The sequence below is a fragment of the Cognatishimia activa genome (genome assembly GCF_017798205.1).
Taxonomy (GTDB): domain Bacteria; phylum Pseudomonadota; class Alphaproteobacteria; order Rhodobacterales; family Rhodobacteraceae; genus Cognatishimia; species Cognatishimia activa_A.
Map to the genome: position 1 here is coordinate 952,955 of NZ_CP060010.1, position 15,143 is coordinate 968,097.

Genomic DNA, 15,143 nt, shown 5'->3' on the forward strand with positions numbered 1-15,143 from the left:
AGGAATTAATGGCGGCAATATTTGGACGTGCCGTTGGACAGTCGCTTGTCAATGGCGAACTCTAGGTTGGATATGCAACACAGGTGTTTTGGTCCGCCAATTTTGCTTACTGGTTGCCAATCAATTCTTTTGATCACAATAATAGGATTATTAAAATTTAGTAAAATAGCGGGAAGTGATTTTGAATAGTCCAGCTTTGAGAATAAACGAACTTCATCTGTCAAATATTGGCCCTTTTCCTTCGTTGGATATGAATTTCGGAGATCAAGCTGGGATTCATTTAATTTGTGGAGAAAATGGAGTTGGCAAAACTACGATCCTGGAAGCCATTACAGCTTCATGGAGCCGTGGTGAACATCATCGAATAAAAAGACGCCAAGCTGCTGAGAGTGGCTCGGTTGCGCTTAAGTACAAGACGTTAGGTTCCGGAAATGAGCTCAGGAACGACTTTAATGAAATGAGTCCAGAGAAAGGTGAGTTCACTAGGGCTAATTTGCCAGAAGCTGTGAATTTAATCCATGTCAGGGCCTCTAGAGACCTCAAGTATTTTGTTCAAAATGCCATTTCGCGCGACCCTAAATTTGATCTCCAGCAAATCAATCAGAAAGTCGCCGCTGATCTCAGTGCCAACGAGATTAAGTCTTGGCTCACCAATAGATATTTGCTGTCTCCGCACGCGGAGAAAAGTAGCTGGACGCCTCATATGACTGAAAATCTTGCCACTGCCACTTGGCTTTTTTCAGTCCTTGACGAAGATATTTCACTTGCAGAAGTCGATGTTACTACGTTCGACATACTTGTCTCAACGCCCAACGGCACTATCCCTTTTGAGCTAATGTCATCCGGTTTTCGGTCAACCTACTTTTTGCTTCTAAGCATTATTAAGGAAATTGAGTTCCGCAGGTTAGATGTGTCCGCCAAGCAGTTTTCTGGTGTTATCTTGGTTGATGAGATTGATCTTCACCTTCATCCAACTTGGCAGCAACAGATCGGGCGTATTCTCACAACCGCTTTTCCAATGGCGCAAATCATTGCAACCACACACAGCCCTCACGTTGTGCAGGCCGCTCACGCAAACGACGTAATTTCGCTTAGGCGTGACCGAATGGGCAATGTTGAATGCAAGAACACTTTGACAGGGAAGTACGGATTTGCGGGTTGGACGATAGAGGAAATTCTTGAAGAAGTTATGGGAGTCGAAAACACACGAACCAAAACTTTCCGCGATGCTATGCGGAAATTCGACTTCGCCTTGGATGCGGAAGATTCTCAACGAGGAAATGAAGCATTGGCCGAACTAGAGAAAATGCTCCATCCAAATAACCCATTATTAAAGCTTATTAAAATTCAATCTGCACCATTTGCATATGACGATAGGGCCGAAGAGGCTAAAGATGATTAAACTCACAAGAGCGCAAAAACCTGATTTTCTAGACGAAGAAACCGTTCAAGAATTAACAGATAAATATGCCGAGACTAGGCAGTCTGTTTGGAACAAGAAACAAATTAAAGCACCTCTACTCGCAAGCTCCTCTGACAAGTGCGCCTATTGCGAAGTCAATATTGCCGAAGAGTCTAAATATATGGAAGTCGAGCATTTTCGACACAAAGACGAATTTCCGGAAATGGTCGTCGAGTGGGAGAACCTCCTGCCTTCTTGTAAAAGATGCAACGGGAGGAAAGGCACCTACAATGTTGAAACTGATGGTATGATCTTAAACCCGTATGACGCGGACCCATCAGCGCATATGTTCTTTAAAGACTACCGGCTAAGGTGGCGAACCGAGTTGGGACGGAGGACGATTATCGATGCTCTTTACCTAAACGATTCCCAAAAGCTGGTGGGCGTTCGCCTGAAAGTGGGAGAAGCAATCTGCGAAGCTCTCGAGGGCCTCCGCGCTGACCTGGAGGAATACCAACAGGGCAATCAAACCGCTCGCAAATGGGCAAAAATCAAGCGCGGCGTAGAGCGGCTGCTTCGTGAGGCACAGCCAAGTGCCGCCTTTAGCGCGGTTGCAGCGACTGTACTGTTAAGCGACCCCGATTACGTGTGGATTCGCGACACTCTGGAGGCCTACGATGAATGGGCGGACCTTGAAGAACTTGAAGAAAACGCTCGCACCCTTATGCTGGATTTTTAGATGGGAACGAAACAAGAGATTTAATCAGTTAAAGCTTGCTTAGTGCTACATTTGAGTGCAACAGTGAACACAGTAGAGTGCCTGTAACATACTGTATTTTAATAACTTTAACAGCCAATACGCGTCCCCCCTAGGCTCCACCAAATCTTTCAACTCGATTTGAGTTGTTCCCAGATTGGCAAAAGCGTCAACGCGTGCCTTTCGCACTTGGGTTCATTGACTTCGAATTCGACGACCTCCGACCCATTTATGTTGGTGGGCTAATACCCCCGATCAGGTCTGCAGAATGCTGTATTGACACAGCAGCAAGTCCACTCAAACTTGCACAAACTAGATCGCAAACTTGCGCTCAAGCAATTGCCGACTTGACAGACTCAACAAGGACAGGCACGTCGGTTTGTGATGGTTCTCGACGTGCCAAGGCACATAGGGATGAAAAGGGAACGCTGTGCGGCGCGATAAATGTGCCAATTCAGCGACTGCCCCCGCAACTGTGAACGGTAAGCGCTCTGTCAAACCACTGGCCCTCATTCGGGCTGGGAAGGGACAGACCGATACAAGCCGTAAGTCAGGAGACCTGCCATCGAGCGTGTAACTTAACCCGGGCGGGGTGGCTCGGAAGGTAGCTAATATGACTTATTTTTCGGCCGTAGCCGTTCAAAAATCTGGCTCCTTTTTCGCCTCGCACATGCGCGGAGGGCGACATGGGCAAAACGACGTCTCATAGAATAACAGTTTGCACGAGCTGCAAGCACAAGGGCACGAGCTGTAAGCCGGGCTTTGACCTCATCAAGAAACTACGCAGCGCCATCGAGATGGCAGGTGATGCGATTCCCGAGGATTTTGAAATCTCTGGGGTCGCCTGCATGGCAGGGTGCGACCGGCCCTGCACCGTGGCGTACTATGGTTCGCAAAAGGCGACCTACCTGTTCGGCGATATTGACCCGGACACCGACATTCAGGACCTGGTCGAATTCGCTCAGCAATACGCCTATCTCCACGACGGCTGGTGTTCTTCGGTCGATCGTCCCGGCAAACTGCGCAAGTCGACGCTCGCGCGGGTACCTTCGAGCATGATCGCGCTGGAACCTACAGAGGAGTTTGCGCATTGAGCCACGCGAAACTCACAGTCGAGAACCTCAGCTGGCGCCCTTCGCGGAAAGCGCCGTTTATTCTGCATTCCACCAGTTTTACGCTGGACTGCGGTCGTATCCTTGGCGTGGTCGGAGCCAATGGCGCGGGTAAATCCACACTGCTGCGGTCCTTGTATCGCTATCAGGCCCCAACGACGGGAACGATCAAAGTTGACGACCAAGACATCTGGGCCATCGCGCCAAGGTCCGCGGCACGCATTGTCGCCGCTGTCTTGCAGGAACAACCCAACGACTTTGCTCTGACCGTCCGAGACATCGTGACCCTCGGCCGCCTACCCCATCGTTTGGGATTTTCCTCGCCGGGCCAGAATTGTGCGCAGATCATCGACAGGGTTCTGGAACAGGCAGACCTGTCACAGCTCGCGGATCGCCAGCTTGGCACCCTGTCTGGCGGAGAGCGCCAGCGCGTTATGATGGCGCGTGCTCTCGCGCAAGAGCCGCGCTTGTTGGTTCTGGACGAACCCACGAACCACCTCGACATCCAACACCAGCTCGAGCTTCTGCAGCTGGTGAAAGATATGGACGTGACGGTCGTCGTCTCTTTGCATGACCTCAATGTAGCCGCAGCCTATTGCGACGATATTCTGGTTATGGAACACGGCCACACAATCGCATTCGGACCTCCTGAAGAGGTTCTGACAGAAACTCTGGTCTCTGGCGCATTCAGCGTGACTGCTCAGCTTGAAAAGCTCAGCAAGAGCCAGAACAACCACTTCTCTTTCCAATTGAATTCATGAAAGGTTCCCCAATGAAACTCCTCCCACTCGCAATGGGGCTGTCTTGCGTTGCATCCATGACGCTTGCTGAGACTACAGTGCAAAGCTGTAACCGCGAGGTAACTTTTGACGGCGTGCCGCAGGCCGCGATCTCGAACGACGTCAACCTGACTGAAATGATGCTGGTGCTGGGACTGGCGGACAAAATGGTTGGCTACACAGGCATATCTGGCTGGAAAACGCTGGACGAAGAGATGCGCGCGGGCGTTGAAGAACTGCCAGAGCTTTCGGCCAAATACCCAACCAAAGAAGTGCTGATCGGCGCGGATGCGGATTTCTTCTTTGCGGGCTGGAACTATGGCATGAAGGTCGGCGGCGAAGTCACGCCAGAGACCCTCGCGCCCTTTGGCATCGACGTCTATGAGCTGACCGAAAGCTGCATTCACATCAGTGAAAAAGGCAAAGCCAGCATGGATGACATGTACAATGACATCCTGAACCTCGGCGCGATCTTTGACGTCAAAGACAAAGCCAACGCGCTGGTAGACGGCTATAAAGCAGAGCTGGCCAATTTCACCGGATCTCTGGAAACCGCAGACGAGCCTCTGCGCGTGTTCGTCTATGACTCTGGCGAAGACACCCCCTTCACCGCAGGTCTGTACGCGATGCCAACCGCGCTGATCGAAGCAGCAGGCGGCACCAACATCATGAACGACTTCGAGAAAAGCTGGGGCACCGTCACGTGGGAAGCCGTGGTCGAGCGTAACCCTGAGGTCGTGGTGATCGTGAACTACGGCAATGTGACCGCCGCAGAAAAGCGCGCCTTCATGATGAACAACCCTGCTTTTGCAGATCTGGACGCCGTCAAAAACGACCGTTTCGTGACTCTGGAATATGTTGAAGCGACCCCAGGTCCACGCAACATCAACGCAGTCAAGAAACTGGCCGACGGATTCTGGAGCAACTAATGGTCCGCACCGAAGCCAGCAAAGCCCGCCCGTTTAAATGGGCAGGCTCTTTGTCTCGCAACATTGTGCTTGCGGCGATTTTGCTGCTGGCTTCGGTCACCGTAGCTGTCAGCGTGGGCGCAGTTCCTGTGCCCGCGAGCACCGTCTGGGGCGTGGTGCTGAACAAGTTTTCCCCTGATTTGATTGAAGCAACCTGGTCCAAAGGCCGTACCGCGATCGTCTGGGACATCCGTTTCCCGCGCGCGTTGCTGGCGTTAATGGTTGGCGCTGGTTTGGCCGCCGTAGGAGCGTCGCTGCAAGCGGTGACACGCAACCCACTGGCCGATCCGCATCTGCTAGGAATCTCCTCAGGCGGCGCTTTTGGAGCGATTCTTGCATTGCTGCACACGGGGCTTTTTCTTGGCCTTCTGACCGTGCCTCTGTTGGCCTTCGCAGGCGCATTGGTGGCAACCCTCTTGGTGCTTGCGGTGTCCAGTTTTGCGTCGGCCACAAGCGCTGACCGCCTCGTCCTGACGGGCGTTGCGATTTCCTTCATCATTATGGCCTGCGCCAATATTCTGATTTTTCTGGGCGATCCGCGCGCAACCCATACTGTCGTCTTTTGGATGCTCGGAGGCCTCGGCCTCGCGCAATGGTCCCACCTCATCTATCCGCTGATCATTCTGCTCCCTTGTCTGGGTTGGCTCTATGTCCGATCCGCTGACTTGAACGCCATGACCATTGGCGACGAAACAGCCGCCACGCTTGGCCTAAACGTCGTGCGGTTTCGCCTGTCGGTCTTTGTGATTGGCGCACTGATCACTGGGGTCATGGTCGCCTTTTCAGGTATGATCGGCTTTGTCGGCTTGATGATGCCCCATATCGCACGGCTTTTGGTCGGTGGCGACTATCAGAAACTCATCCCCGTTTCAGCTTTGCTCGGCGCGGTTTTCGTTTTGTGGGCCGACATCGCCGCCCGCACGATCATGGCACCCGAAGACATGCCCATCGGCATCGTAACAGGCCTTATTGGCGGGTGTTTCTTTGTCTGGTTGCTGAGCAGACGCTAGGTGCAATCAGATCTCTGGCCCGCGATGGATTTCAGATATAGCCTAGACCCAGCTTAGCAGTTGCAAAGGGCCAGCACATGACGATCCCGCCATTTTCCACTCGGACGATGAACCTGGCCCATTTCCCCGAACAACAGGCCCGTCGCCTTAAAGACCTGCCTGCAGTGATCTGGGGAGACAAGGTATGGAACTGGGCCGAGTTTGATGTGCGCGTCAAGGCAATGGCCGCTGTTTTCGCAGATCACGGCGTCTCTAAAGGAGACCGGGTTCTGGTGCAGTCGCGCAATTGCAACCAGATGATCGAAAGCATGTACGCCTGCTTTCGCGTAGGTGCGGCCTGGGTGCCCGCGAATTTTCGCGGCGCACCGGATGATCTGGCGTGGATGGCCGAGCTGTCAGGGGCCAAGCTCCTTTTGTGCGACGCAACCTTTCCCGAGCACGCGAAAGTCAAAGGCCCCGAAACCGTCATCGCAATCGGTGATGCGGATTTCGCCCCGAGCATTGATGTCTTGATGTGCGAGGTCACATCTACGCCACCTCTGGCCGTGGTTGACCGCGACGATCTGGCTTGGCTGTTTTTTACATCCGGCACGTCTGGCCGCCCCAAAGCCGCGATGCTTACCCATGGACAGTTGGGGTTCGTGATCAACAATCACCTCTGCGATCTGGTTCCCGGTGCTACAAAGGCGGACGCCTCCTTGGTGGTCGCGCCTTTGTCACATGGCGCGGGCATGCATCATCTGATGATCGCGGCCAAAGGCGCGCCGACGATCCTCACCACCTCGCGACAGTTTGACACCGAGGAAATCTGGCGTCTGGTTGAGACATATGGCGTCACCAATATGTTCACGGTCCCCACCATACTTAAGCGTATGGTCGAGGCGCCCGCAGTCGCGAAGTTTAACTACAGCACGCTCAAGCATGTGATCTATGCCGGCGCGCCTATGTATCGGGCCGATCAGATCCGCGCACTGGAAACTCTGGGGCCGGTGATCGTCCAATACTTCGGTCTCGGAGAGGTCACGGGCGCGATTACCGTCTTTCCAACCGAGGACCACAGCACCACCGATCACAGCCGCGACGGCACCTGCGGCTATCCACGCACCGGCATGCAGGTCGAAATCCAAGCCGACGACGGCACCCACTGCGCGCCGAATGTCACCGGTGAAATCTGCGTCACCGGCCCTGCGGTCTTTGCGGGCTATTGGCAAAACCCGAAAGCCAATGCCGAGAGTTTCCGCAATGGCATGTTCCGCACCGGCGACCTTGGGCATATGGACCCCGACGGCTATGTCTATATCACCGGGCGGGCGTCAGACATGTATATCTCGGGCGGCTCCAACATCTATCCGCGCGAAATCGAAGAGAAGTTGTTGACCCATCCGTCGGTCTCAGAGGTGGCGATCTTTGGCATTCCTGATGAAACCTGGGGAGAGATCGGCGTTGCGGTCGTAGCGCTGGACGCTGGTGAAGATGTTGAAACAGCCGAACTGGAGGCCTTTCTTAAGGACAAAATCGCGTCCTACAAGATGCCCCGTCAGTTCCATATCTGGGACGAGATCCCGAAGTCAGGCTATGGGAAAATGGCCAAACGTCTCGTGCGCGCGGAACTGGAACGGCGTCAATCAGAGGGCTTAACCTGATGCGAACGATCAAACATCCGGGGCCGATCATAGTTGAACGTCAACAGGTCGTGGCCGGCGAGGGCCGCCCCATCTCTGTGACCCTCGCGGCGCGTATCCCACTGGAAACCGCAGTCGCCGAAGCCCTGAAAGATCAAGAGGTCGACAGTGCCTGGCTCACTCTTTCCGGGGCTCCGTTTGAGAGTCTGAACTACGTGATCCCTGACCACGCGCCGGACGACCAGCATGTGGCGTGGTACTCCAAAACCCACAGCCTTGAGAACGGTCTGATCACGCGTCTTGGCATGATCGTTGGGCAGCACGAAGGTCAGAGCTTTCTGCACGGCCACGGGCTATGGGGCGATGCGGCAATCGAGGACGCCTTCGGCCATATCCTCGCGCCCACCAGCGTTTTGTCTGAACCCGTTGTGGCAAAAGGCATCGGCTTGATCGGGGCTCAATTTGATCGACAACCCGATCCTGAGACGAATTTTGACCTCTTCTCTGTGAAGGACTTGGATGCGCGGGACCAAGGCTATGCCGCGCTAAGATTAGCGCCGAACCAAGACGTCACAATCGCGCTGGAAACTGCCGTGCACAACCTCGGATGGGGCTCTGCCGAAGTTGTGGGATTGGGCAGCCTGATCGGCGCCGTGTTTGAGGACGGCTCTGTTTTGGACAGCCATGCCACCGAGTTTCTGATCACAGACGCGCGCGTTGGTCCCGACGCACCAACGCCGGAAATCGTGATCGTAGGGATTGACGGCAGCAAGATCATGAGTGGCCGACTTGTCCGCGGCGAAAACGCAATTTTAGTGACTGCTGAACTGGTTTTGCGCCGCACCAGCTAGAGGGCGGAGACCAAGTCCGACATTGCAGATCGATAGCGCGAAAGGATTGCCTCTCGATGCGCATGCTGGCCGTCTTTCACCATATGTCGGCCCGCTGACCAGCAATCGGTGACAAGGTCATTACCTCCCGCAAAACAAAACCCATCAAGGAGTTGATCTGGCTTTAGGGCGCAAAGAGACGGATGATCTTGATCAAGCGCCACGAGGTCCGCCCAAAGCCCGACCTTGATCTCTCCGGACGCGCGCGCAAGGGCCTGTGCGCCGCCCTGTGCCGCCCATTTATACAAGGCTTGGCCGACCGATCCGCTCCCCTTGATCATGAGATTGCGTTGCATGTCCCGCAGCCGTTGCGAATACTCCAGCGTTCGCAATTCTTCGGCCACGGAGATCCGCACGTTTGAATCCGAGCCTATGCCAAAAGCTCCGCCGTGCTCGAGAAACCTGGGCCCGTTAAAGGCTCCGTCTCCTAGGTTGGCTTCGGTGATCGGGCAGAGACCCGCGACCGCGCCACTTTCGGCAAGCGCGGCGGTTTCAGCATCGCTCATATGCGTTGCATGAACGAGGCACCACCGCGCGTCGACCTCCACGTGATCAAGCAGCCATTCCACGGGGCGCGCACCTAGCTTGGCCTGCACCTCGGCGACTTCGCGCATTTGTTCTGCGATATGGATGTGGACGGGGCCGCTGGGTCTGGCCCCAAGAACCTGCGTCAGATCGCTCGGAGAGGTGGCTCGCAAGGAATGGGGCGCGATGCCGAGATTGGAATCTTTCGGCAAATGGCCAAGCTGCGATGCGCAGGCCTCGTGCAGTTTGAGAAAGCCCTCGACGTCGTTGGCAAATCGCAGTTGACCACCTGACAAGGGCTCTTGATTGACCCCGCCATAGGTGTAGAGCACCGGCAAATGCGTCAGGCCAATGGCTGTTTCATTGGCCGCTGAAAACACACGCGCACTGAGTTCGGCCGGATCGTCATAGGACGCGCCACACTGTTGGTGATGCACATAGTGGAACTCACCGACCGAGGCGAAACCGGCCTCTTGCATCTCCATAAAGGCCAAGGCGGCGATGGCCTCGTAGTGGTCTGGCTTCAGGTGGTTCAGGAAGCGATACATGAGGTCGCGCCACGTCCAGAAACTCTCTTTGCCCGCCGCGCGCACTTCGGTCATTCCGGCCATGGCACGCTGAAACGTGTGGCTGTGCAGGTTAGCAAGCGCGGGCAATAAGATGTCGACACGGTGGTCTTGAGGTTCGGGCCGAACGCCAAGATCGATGGATGCGATTTTACCGGCGGCGCTGGTCACCAGCGCGTCAGAAACCCATTTGTCCCCCATCAACATATGTCGGGCGTGAATACGCATCCCCTCAGCCCAAAATTGCCGGAAGCCGAAGACCGTTGACCCTTGCGCAGTCTTTCGCGGCCTCATATCCCGCATCCGCGTGACGCCAAACGCCCGAGGCTGGGTCATTCCACAAGACCCGCTTCAGACGCTCCGCTGCTTCATCGGTGCCATCTGCGCAGATCACGACGCCCGCGTGTTGGCTGAACCCCATGCCAACGCCTCCGCCATGATGCAAGGAAACCCATGTCGCCCCTGACGCAGTGTTCACAAGTGCGTTCAGAAGCGGCCAGTCTGACACCGCATCAGATCCATCCATCATCGCTTCGGTCTCGCGGTTGGGGGAGGCGACAGAGCCTGAATCCAAATGGTCGCGCCCAATCACAACCGGAGCCTTCAGTTCTCCGTTTTTGACCATCTCGTTGAAGGCCAGACCCAAGCGGTGGCGATCCCCTAGGCCCACCCAGCAGATCCGCGCAGGCAGACCCTGAAACGCGATGCGCTCGCGCGCCATGTCGAGCCAATTGTGCAGATGGGTGTTGTCTGGCAGCAGCTCTTTGACCTTCTGGTCGGTCTTGTAGATATCCTCTGGATCACCGGACAAAGCGGCCCAGCGAAACGGGCCAATACCTTTGCAAAAGAGCGGGCGGATATAGGCGGGCACGAAGCCTGGGAAGGCGAATGCGTTCGTGAGCCCTTCTTCCAAGGCCACCTGACGAATGTTGTTGCCATAATCGACCGTCGGCACGCCGTCGTTCCAGAAATCCACCATGGCCGCGACGTGCACTTTCATCGAGGAGCGGGCCGCGGCCTCGACCTCTTTCGGGGCGGTCTCCGCCTTGGCGCGCCATTCGGCGACACTCCAGCCCTGTGGCAAATATCCATTCAGCGGGTCATGGGCCGAGGTTTGATCCGTCACGATATCCGGGCGAATACCGCGCTTGTAGATTTCTGGGAAGACGTCAGCCGCGTTGCCAATAAGGCCAACGGATTTGGCCTCTCCTGCCTTTGTCCATTGCTCGATCATAGCAATGGCGTCGTCCAGATCATGGGTGATCTCATCGACGTAGCGTGTACGCTTGCGGAACTCGGCGGATTTTTCGTCGCATTCCACGGCCAGACAACAGGCCCCCGCCATAACGGCCGCCAAGGGTTGCGCGCCGCCCATGCCGCCAAGACCGCCTGTCAGGATCCAACGCCCTTTGAGGTTGCCGCCATAGTGCTGCCGGCCTGCCTCCATAAAGGTTTCATATGTGCCCTGAACGATGCCCTGCGAGCCGATATAGATCCACGATCCCGCGGTCATCTGGCCGTACATCGCAAGACCCTTCTTATCGAGCGCGTTGAAGTGATCCCAATTCGCCCAATGCGGCACGAGGTTAGAATTCGCGATCAAGACCCGTGGAGCATCTTTGTGGGTTTTGATGATTGCGATGGGTTTGCCGGATTGCACGATCAGGGTCTCATCGGCCTCAAGATCCTTGAGGCTGTCTACGATCAGATCGAAGTCCTTCCATGTCCGCGCCGCGCGGCCGATACCACCGTAGACCACCAGCTCATGCGGGTTCTCGGCCACATCCGGATGCAGGTTGTTCATCAACATCCGCAACGGCGCTTCCGTCAGCCAGCTTTTGGCATTGAGCTCGGTGCCTGTCGGCGGAAAAACGTCGCGACTGTTCTTGCGAGGATCGCTCATTGGGTCACTCCTTTGTCAATGCGCCCGACAGGGCGAGGTCGTTTAGGGTTTGAAGCATGTGCTGCAGCACCGGGCGAACATGACGCGCGCGGTCCTCGGCATAGGTCCAAGGCGCGGCCTCATGCATGTACGCGCGCTGTGCGAGCTCCATTTGGATAGCGTGAGTTCCACTGTCAGGCCGCCCATAGTGGCGTGTGGTCCAGCCGCCTTTGAAGCGGCCATTGAGGACAGAAGACACACCCGAGGATCGCGCGGCGTCATGCACTGCTGACTCGATCTGCGCGGCACATGTTTCACCCGAATTGGTTCCCGTGTTGAAAACCGGCAATTCTCCGTCAAACAAGAACGGGATGTTTGAACGGATTGAGTGGCAGTCAAACAGGATCGCAACGCCATGCCGGGCCTTTGCCTTGTTCAAAGCATCCGACAAAGCCTGATGATAGGGCGCGTGATAGGTTCTGCGACGGGTTTCGATCTCGTCCTCGGATGGCTCTTGCCCGTCCTTCCAGATCGCCAACCCATCGAAATCAGTCAAAGGCACCAGCGTCGTTGTGTTTTGACCGGGATAGAGCGACGCGCCTTCAGGGTCTCGATTGGCGTCTATCACATAGCGATGGATGTTGGATTTAACCACTGTTGCTGACGGCAAAAGCCCTTCATAGAGTCTGGTTACGTGCCAGTCTGTATCCGCCAAAGCTGCGCCATTCTGGTTTAGCCGCGTGGCGATTTCAGGCGGCACATGGGTTCCCCCGTGCGGTTGGCCCAGCACAATCGGACCATCGCCAGCAATGACATCAAATACCTGCATCACCCAAGCTCCGGCATGTCAGAGCCCATGGCTGCTATGATCGCACCAGATGCGACAAGCTCTTTCGCTCGGCTGAGATCGGGCGCCATATAGCGGTCTTCCGTCAGAGGCGGAATGTCTTCACGTAGGCGCGCGACAGCGTTCTGCAAAGGCGCGCTCGTGACCAAAGGCGCGCGGAATTCAACGCCTTGGGCGGCACACAAAAGCTCTACGCCCAGAATGTGGTTCAGGTTTTCGCACATCTGCCCCAATCGCCGAGCCCCATGGGCGGCCATCGAGACATGGTCTTCTTGGTTGGCCGAAGTAGGCGTGCTGTCGGTCACGCAGGGGTTGGCGAGATGTTTGTTTTCGCTCATCAGGGCGGCGGTGGTGACTTCGGCAATCATAAGACCAGAGTTCAAACCAGGCTCAGGAGTCAGAAACGGAGGCAAGTCAAAGCTCAGCGTAGGATCGACCATCAAGGCAATGCGCCGCTGGGCGATGGCGCCTATTTCTGACAGGGCCAAGGCGATCATATCGGCAGCGAAACCCACAGGTTCCGCATGGAAATTTCCGCCGGACACAATCAACCCTGCTTCGGTCAAAACCAAAGGATTGTCCGTCGCGGCATTTGCTTCGATTTCCAGAGTCACGGCGGCTTGGCGCAAGACGTCCATCGCAGCGCCTGTGACCTGCGGTTGGCAGCGAATGCAGTAGGGATCCTGCACGCGGCTGTCGCCTTCACGGTGGCTCTCGCGGATCTGCGAGCCCTCAAGGATCGCGCGCATCGCACTGGCCGCCTCGATCTGGCCGCGATGACCGCGCAAGGAATGAATCTCTGGCTGCAGCGGCGCGGTGGAGCCCATAATCGCGTCAGTGGACAACGCCGAAATCGCCAAAGCGTTCCCTGCCGCGCGCCATGCCTCAAACAGGCCCGACAAGGCGTAGGCTGTCGAAAACTGTGTGCCGTTGATAAAGGCCAGCCCTTCTTTCGGGCCGAGCTCAATGGGTGTGAGACCCGCTTTGGCCAAAGCTTCTTGTCCGGGGAGTGTTTCGCCCTGAAAACCCGCTTCGCCTTCGCCGATCAAAACCGCCGTCATATGCGACAAAGGCGCGAGGTCGCCTGAGGCTCCGACGGATCCTTGGGCGGGCACGATAGGGGTCACGCCGAGGGCCAACATATCCTGCAAAAGCTGAACGAGTTCCCATCGCACACCGGACGCGCCACGCCCAAAACTAAGCAGCTTGAGCGTCATCATCAGCCGGACCAATTCAACGGGCATTGCCTCGCCGACGCCGCAGCAGTGGCTCAGGATCAGGTTGCGCTGGAGCTTAGCCGTGTCTTTGGCTTCGATCTTTAGGCTCGCGAGTTTCCCAAAGCCGGTATTTACGCCATAGACGGGCACATCCCCATCTGCAGCCTCCGCAATCCGCGCCGCCGCACGATCAACTGCGTCGCGGCACCCTTCGTCAAGCTGTGCGACCGCCTCTTGACGATAGACGGCCTCCAATTGGGCCATGCTCACTTGCCCAGGTACGAGCGTTATGCGCTGCACAGGTCACCTCCGAAAATACGTGTGTGTAGAGGGTTGAACCCGATGCGATAGGCAAGTTCAGACGGGTGGCTGACGTCCCAAATCGCAAGATCCGCGCGCAACCCGCGTGAAAGGACACCCCGGTCCTCCAGACCCAAAGCCCGCGCCGCATTGCGCGTGACGCCGGCAAGAGACTCCTCTGGAGTCAATCGGAACAGCGTGCTCGCCATATTCATCGTCAGCAAGAGTGAGGTCAGCGGAGACGAGCCCGGATTGCAATCCGTCGCCAGCGCAATCGGTACATTATGTTGGCGCAACAGATCGATGGGCGGCTTTTGCGTTTCGCGCAGCGTGTAAAATGCCCCCGGCAGGACCACCCCAATTGTGCCCGCGTCTGCCATCGCGATCACGCCGTCTTCGTCGAGGTATTCGATGTGATCCGCGGACAAAGCACCGTAAGACGCCGCGAGTTTTGCGCCCCCAAGGTTGCTGAGCTGTTCTGCATGTAGTTTGACTGGCAAGCCAAGCGCTTTTGCCGCGTCAAAGACTCGCGCGATGTGATGGGGCTTGAACGCGATACCCTCGCAGAATCCGTCGACCGCATCGACCAAACCCTCAACATGGGCGGCATTGAGCGCTGGAAGAACAACTTCGTCGATATAGGCATCCTCTCGGCCCTTATATTCTGGGGGAGTCGCATGCGCGCCGAGGTAGGTGGTCTTAACGTCAATCTGGCGCAGGGTCGCGATCTGGCGCGCGGCCCGCAGCATCCTCAACTCTGTTTCCAGATCCAGCCCATAGCCGGATTTGATCTCGATAGCAGAGACCCCCTCGGCGATCATCGCATCCACGCGCGCCAATGCGTCTTGCACGAGTTCATCGAGCGGCGCAGCGCGGGTCGCTTTGACTGTCGAGACAATGCCGCCCCCTGCCCGCGCGACCTCTTCATAGGTCGCGCCTTGCAAGCGCATTTCGAATTCCCGCGCACGATTGCCGCCGTAAACGACATGCGTGTGGCAATCGATCAAAGCAGGCGTGATCAGGCGGCCTTTTAGGTCGTGCTTTTCATATCCCTCAAAGGCTGTAGGCACATCGCTTGCAGCCCCAACCCACGCGATCAAACCATCCGCAACGGCAACGGCCCCATCAGGCAAAAGCCCATAGGGCGCATCCCCATCCATGGTTGCGACCGGACCTCCAGCAAAGATTTTCCCTGACGACATGAGCCCTCTTTCATCACTTCACACATTAGGTATGCTTTTTAACATTTTATGTCTATACATAAAA

Annotated in this window: 13 protein-coding genes and 1 riboswitch; of the genes, 8 read left to right on the forward strand and 5 right to left on the reverse strand. The window is 56.2% G+C overall.

What is annotated here, in order from left to right:
• The first annotated feature begins 181 nt into the window (after window positions 1-181).
• The 8 genes from HZ995_RS04630 (at window position 182) to HZ995_RS04665 (ending at window position 8,501) form a co-directional block, all read left to right on the forward strand.
• Window positions 182-1,402, forward strand: coding sequence for an AAA family ATPase (locus HZ995_RS04630; protein ID WP_209357502.1), 1,221 nt, complete (start codon window positions 182-184; stop codon window positions 1,400-1,402).
• Window positions 1,395-2,141: an HNH endonuclease gene (locus HZ995_RS04635; protein WP_209357503.1), complete on the forward strand. Its 747-nt coding sequence runs from the start codon at window positions 1,395-1,397 to the stop codon at window positions 2,139-2,141. The genes HZ995_RS04630 and HZ995_RS04635 overlap by 8 nt, the downstream gene beginning before the upstream one ends.
• A gap of 386 nt (window positions 2,142-2,527) precedes the next feature.
• Window positions 2,528-2,740: riboswitch (cobalamin riboswitch) on the forward strand.
• A 105-nt stretch (window positions 2,741-2,845) separates the two neighbouring features.
• Window positions 2,846-3,253, forward strand: coding sequence for a DUF1636 family protein (locus tag HZ995_RS04640; RefSeq protein ID WP_209357504.1), 408 nt, complete (start codon window positions 2,846-2,848; stop codon window positions 3,251-3,253).
• Window positions 3,250-4,032 carry an ABC transporter ATP-binding protein gene (locus HZ995_RS04645; protein ID WP_209357505.1) on the forward strand — a complete coding sequence of 261 codons (783 nt, stop codon included), beginning with the start codon at window positions 3,250-3,252 and terminating at the stop codon, window positions 4,030-4,032. Before HZ995_RS04640 ends, HZ995_RS04645 begins: the two co-directional genes overlap by 4 nt.
• 11 nt (window positions 4,033-4,043) lie before the next feature.
• Complete coding sequence (locus tag HZ995_RS04650) at window positions 4,044-4,979, forward strand: ABC transporter substrate-binding protein (RefSeq protein ID WP_209357506.1); 936 nt, start codon at window positions 4,044-4,046, stop codon at window positions 4,977-4,979.
• On the forward strand, window positions 4,979-6,028 hold the full coding sequence (locus tag HZ995_RS04655) for a FecCD family ABC transporter permease (protein ID WP_209357507.1): 1,050 nt from the start codon (window positions 4,979-4,981) through the stop codon (window positions 6,026-6,028). Before HZ995_RS04650 ends, HZ995_RS04655 begins: the two co-directional genes overlap by 1 nt.
• Window positions 6,029-6,105: 77 nt before the next feature.
• Window positions 6,106-7,671 (forward strand): acyl-CoA synthetase, encoded by a 1,566-nt coding sequence (locus HZ995_RS04660; RefSeq protein WP_209357508.1) that lies wholly within the window; start codon window positions 6,106-6,108, stop codon window positions 7,669-7,671.
• Entirely contained in the window at window positions 7,671-8,501 is an 831-nt protein-coding gene (locus HZ995_RS04665; protein ID WP_209357509.1) for a hypothetical protein, read from the forward strand. Before HZ995_RS04660 ends, HZ995_RS04665 begins: the two co-directional genes overlap by 1 nt.
• Here HZ995_RS04665 and HZ995_RS04670 read toward each other — a convergent pair.
• From HZ995_RS04670 to hutI, 5 genes are read right to left on the reverse strand one after another with little or no spacing between them, the layout of a single operon-like run.
• Window positions 8,498-9,859, reverse strand: coding sequence for a formimidoylglutamate deiminase (locus HZ995_RS04670; protein WP_209357510.1), 1,362 nt, complete (start codon window positions 9,857-9,859; stop codon window positions 8,498-8,500). The genes HZ995_RS04665 and HZ995_RS04670 overlap by 4 nt on opposite strands.
• Before the next feature lie 4 nt (window positions 9,860-9,863).
• On the reverse strand, window positions 9,864-11,534 hold the full coding sequence (gene hutU / locus HZ995_RS04675; RefSeq protein WP_209357511.1) for a urocanate hydratase: 1,671 nt from the start codon (window positions 11,532-11,534) through the stop codon (window positions 9,864-9,866).
• Window positions 11,535-11,538: 4 nt separating this feature from the next.
• A complete protein-coding gene (hutG, locus tag HZ995_RS04680) occupies window positions 11,539-12,342 on the reverse strand; it encodes an N-formylglutamate deformylase (protein ID WP_209357512.1) in 804 nt (267 codons plus the stop codon).
• Window positions 12,342-13,841, reverse strand: coding sequence for a histidine ammonia-lyase (gene hutH, locus HZ995_RS04685; protein WP_245168756.1), 1,500 nt, complete (start codon window positions 13,839-13,841; stop codon window positions 12,342-12,344). The genes hutG and hutH overlap by 1 nt, the downstream gene beginning before the upstream one ends.
• A 23-nt stretch (window positions 13,842-13,864) precedes the next feature.
• Window positions 13,865-15,079: an imidazolonepropionase gene (gene hutI, locus HZ995_RS04690; RefSeq protein WP_209357514.1), complete on the reverse strand. Its 1,215-nt coding sequence runs from the start codon at window positions 15,077-15,079 to the stop codon at window positions 13,865-13,867.
• Window positions 15,080-15,143: the final 64 nt, after the last annotated feature.

Excerpts from the sequence above, each read along its gene's own strand:
- HZ995_RS04665 (WP_209357509.1), top strand. The coding sequence starts at position 7,671 with ATGCGAACGATCAAACATCCGGGGCCGATCATAGTTGAACGTCAACAG.
- HZ995_RS04670 (WP_209357510.1), bottom strand. The coding sequence starts at position 9,859 with ATGCGTATTCACGCCCGACATATGTTGATGGGGGACAAATGGGTTTCT.
- HZ995_RS04655 (WP_209357507.1), top strand. The coding sequence starts at position 4,979 with ATGGTCCGCACCGAAGCCAGCAAAGCCCGCCCGTTTAAATGGGCAGGC.
- HZ995_RS04650 (WP_209357506.1), top strand. The coding sequence starts at position 4,044 with ATGAAACTCCTCCCACTCGCAATGGGGCTGTCTTGCGTTGCATCCATG.
- HZ995_RS04660 (WP_209357508.1), top strand. The coding sequence starts at position 6,106 with ATGACGATCCCGCCATTTTCCACTCGGACGATGAACCTGGCCCATTTC.
- hutI (WP_209357514.1), bottom strand. The coding sequence starts at position 15,079 with ATGTCGTCAGGGAAAATCTTTGCTGGAGGTCCGGTCGCAACCATGGAT.
- HZ995_RS04640 (WP_209357504.1), top strand. The coding sequence starts at position 2,846 with ATGGGCAAAACGACGTCTCATAGAATAACAGTTTGCACGAGCTGCAAG.
- hutH (WP_245168756.1), bottom strand. The coding sequence starts at position 13,841 with ATGGCCCAATTGGAGGCCGTCTATCGTCAAGAGGCGGTCGCACAGCTT.
- HZ995_RS04635 (WP_209357503.1), top strand. The coding sequence starts at position 1,395 with ATGATTAAACTCACAAGAGCGCAAAAACCTGATTTTCTAGACGAAGAA.
- hutG (WP_209357512.1), bottom strand. The coding sequence starts at position 12,342 with ATGCAGGTATTTGATGTCATTGCTGGCGATGGTCCGATTGTGCTGGGC.
- hutU (WP_209357511.1), bottom strand. The coding sequence starts at position 11,534 with ATGAGCGATCCTCGCAAGAACAGTCGCGACGTTTTTCCGCCGACAGGC.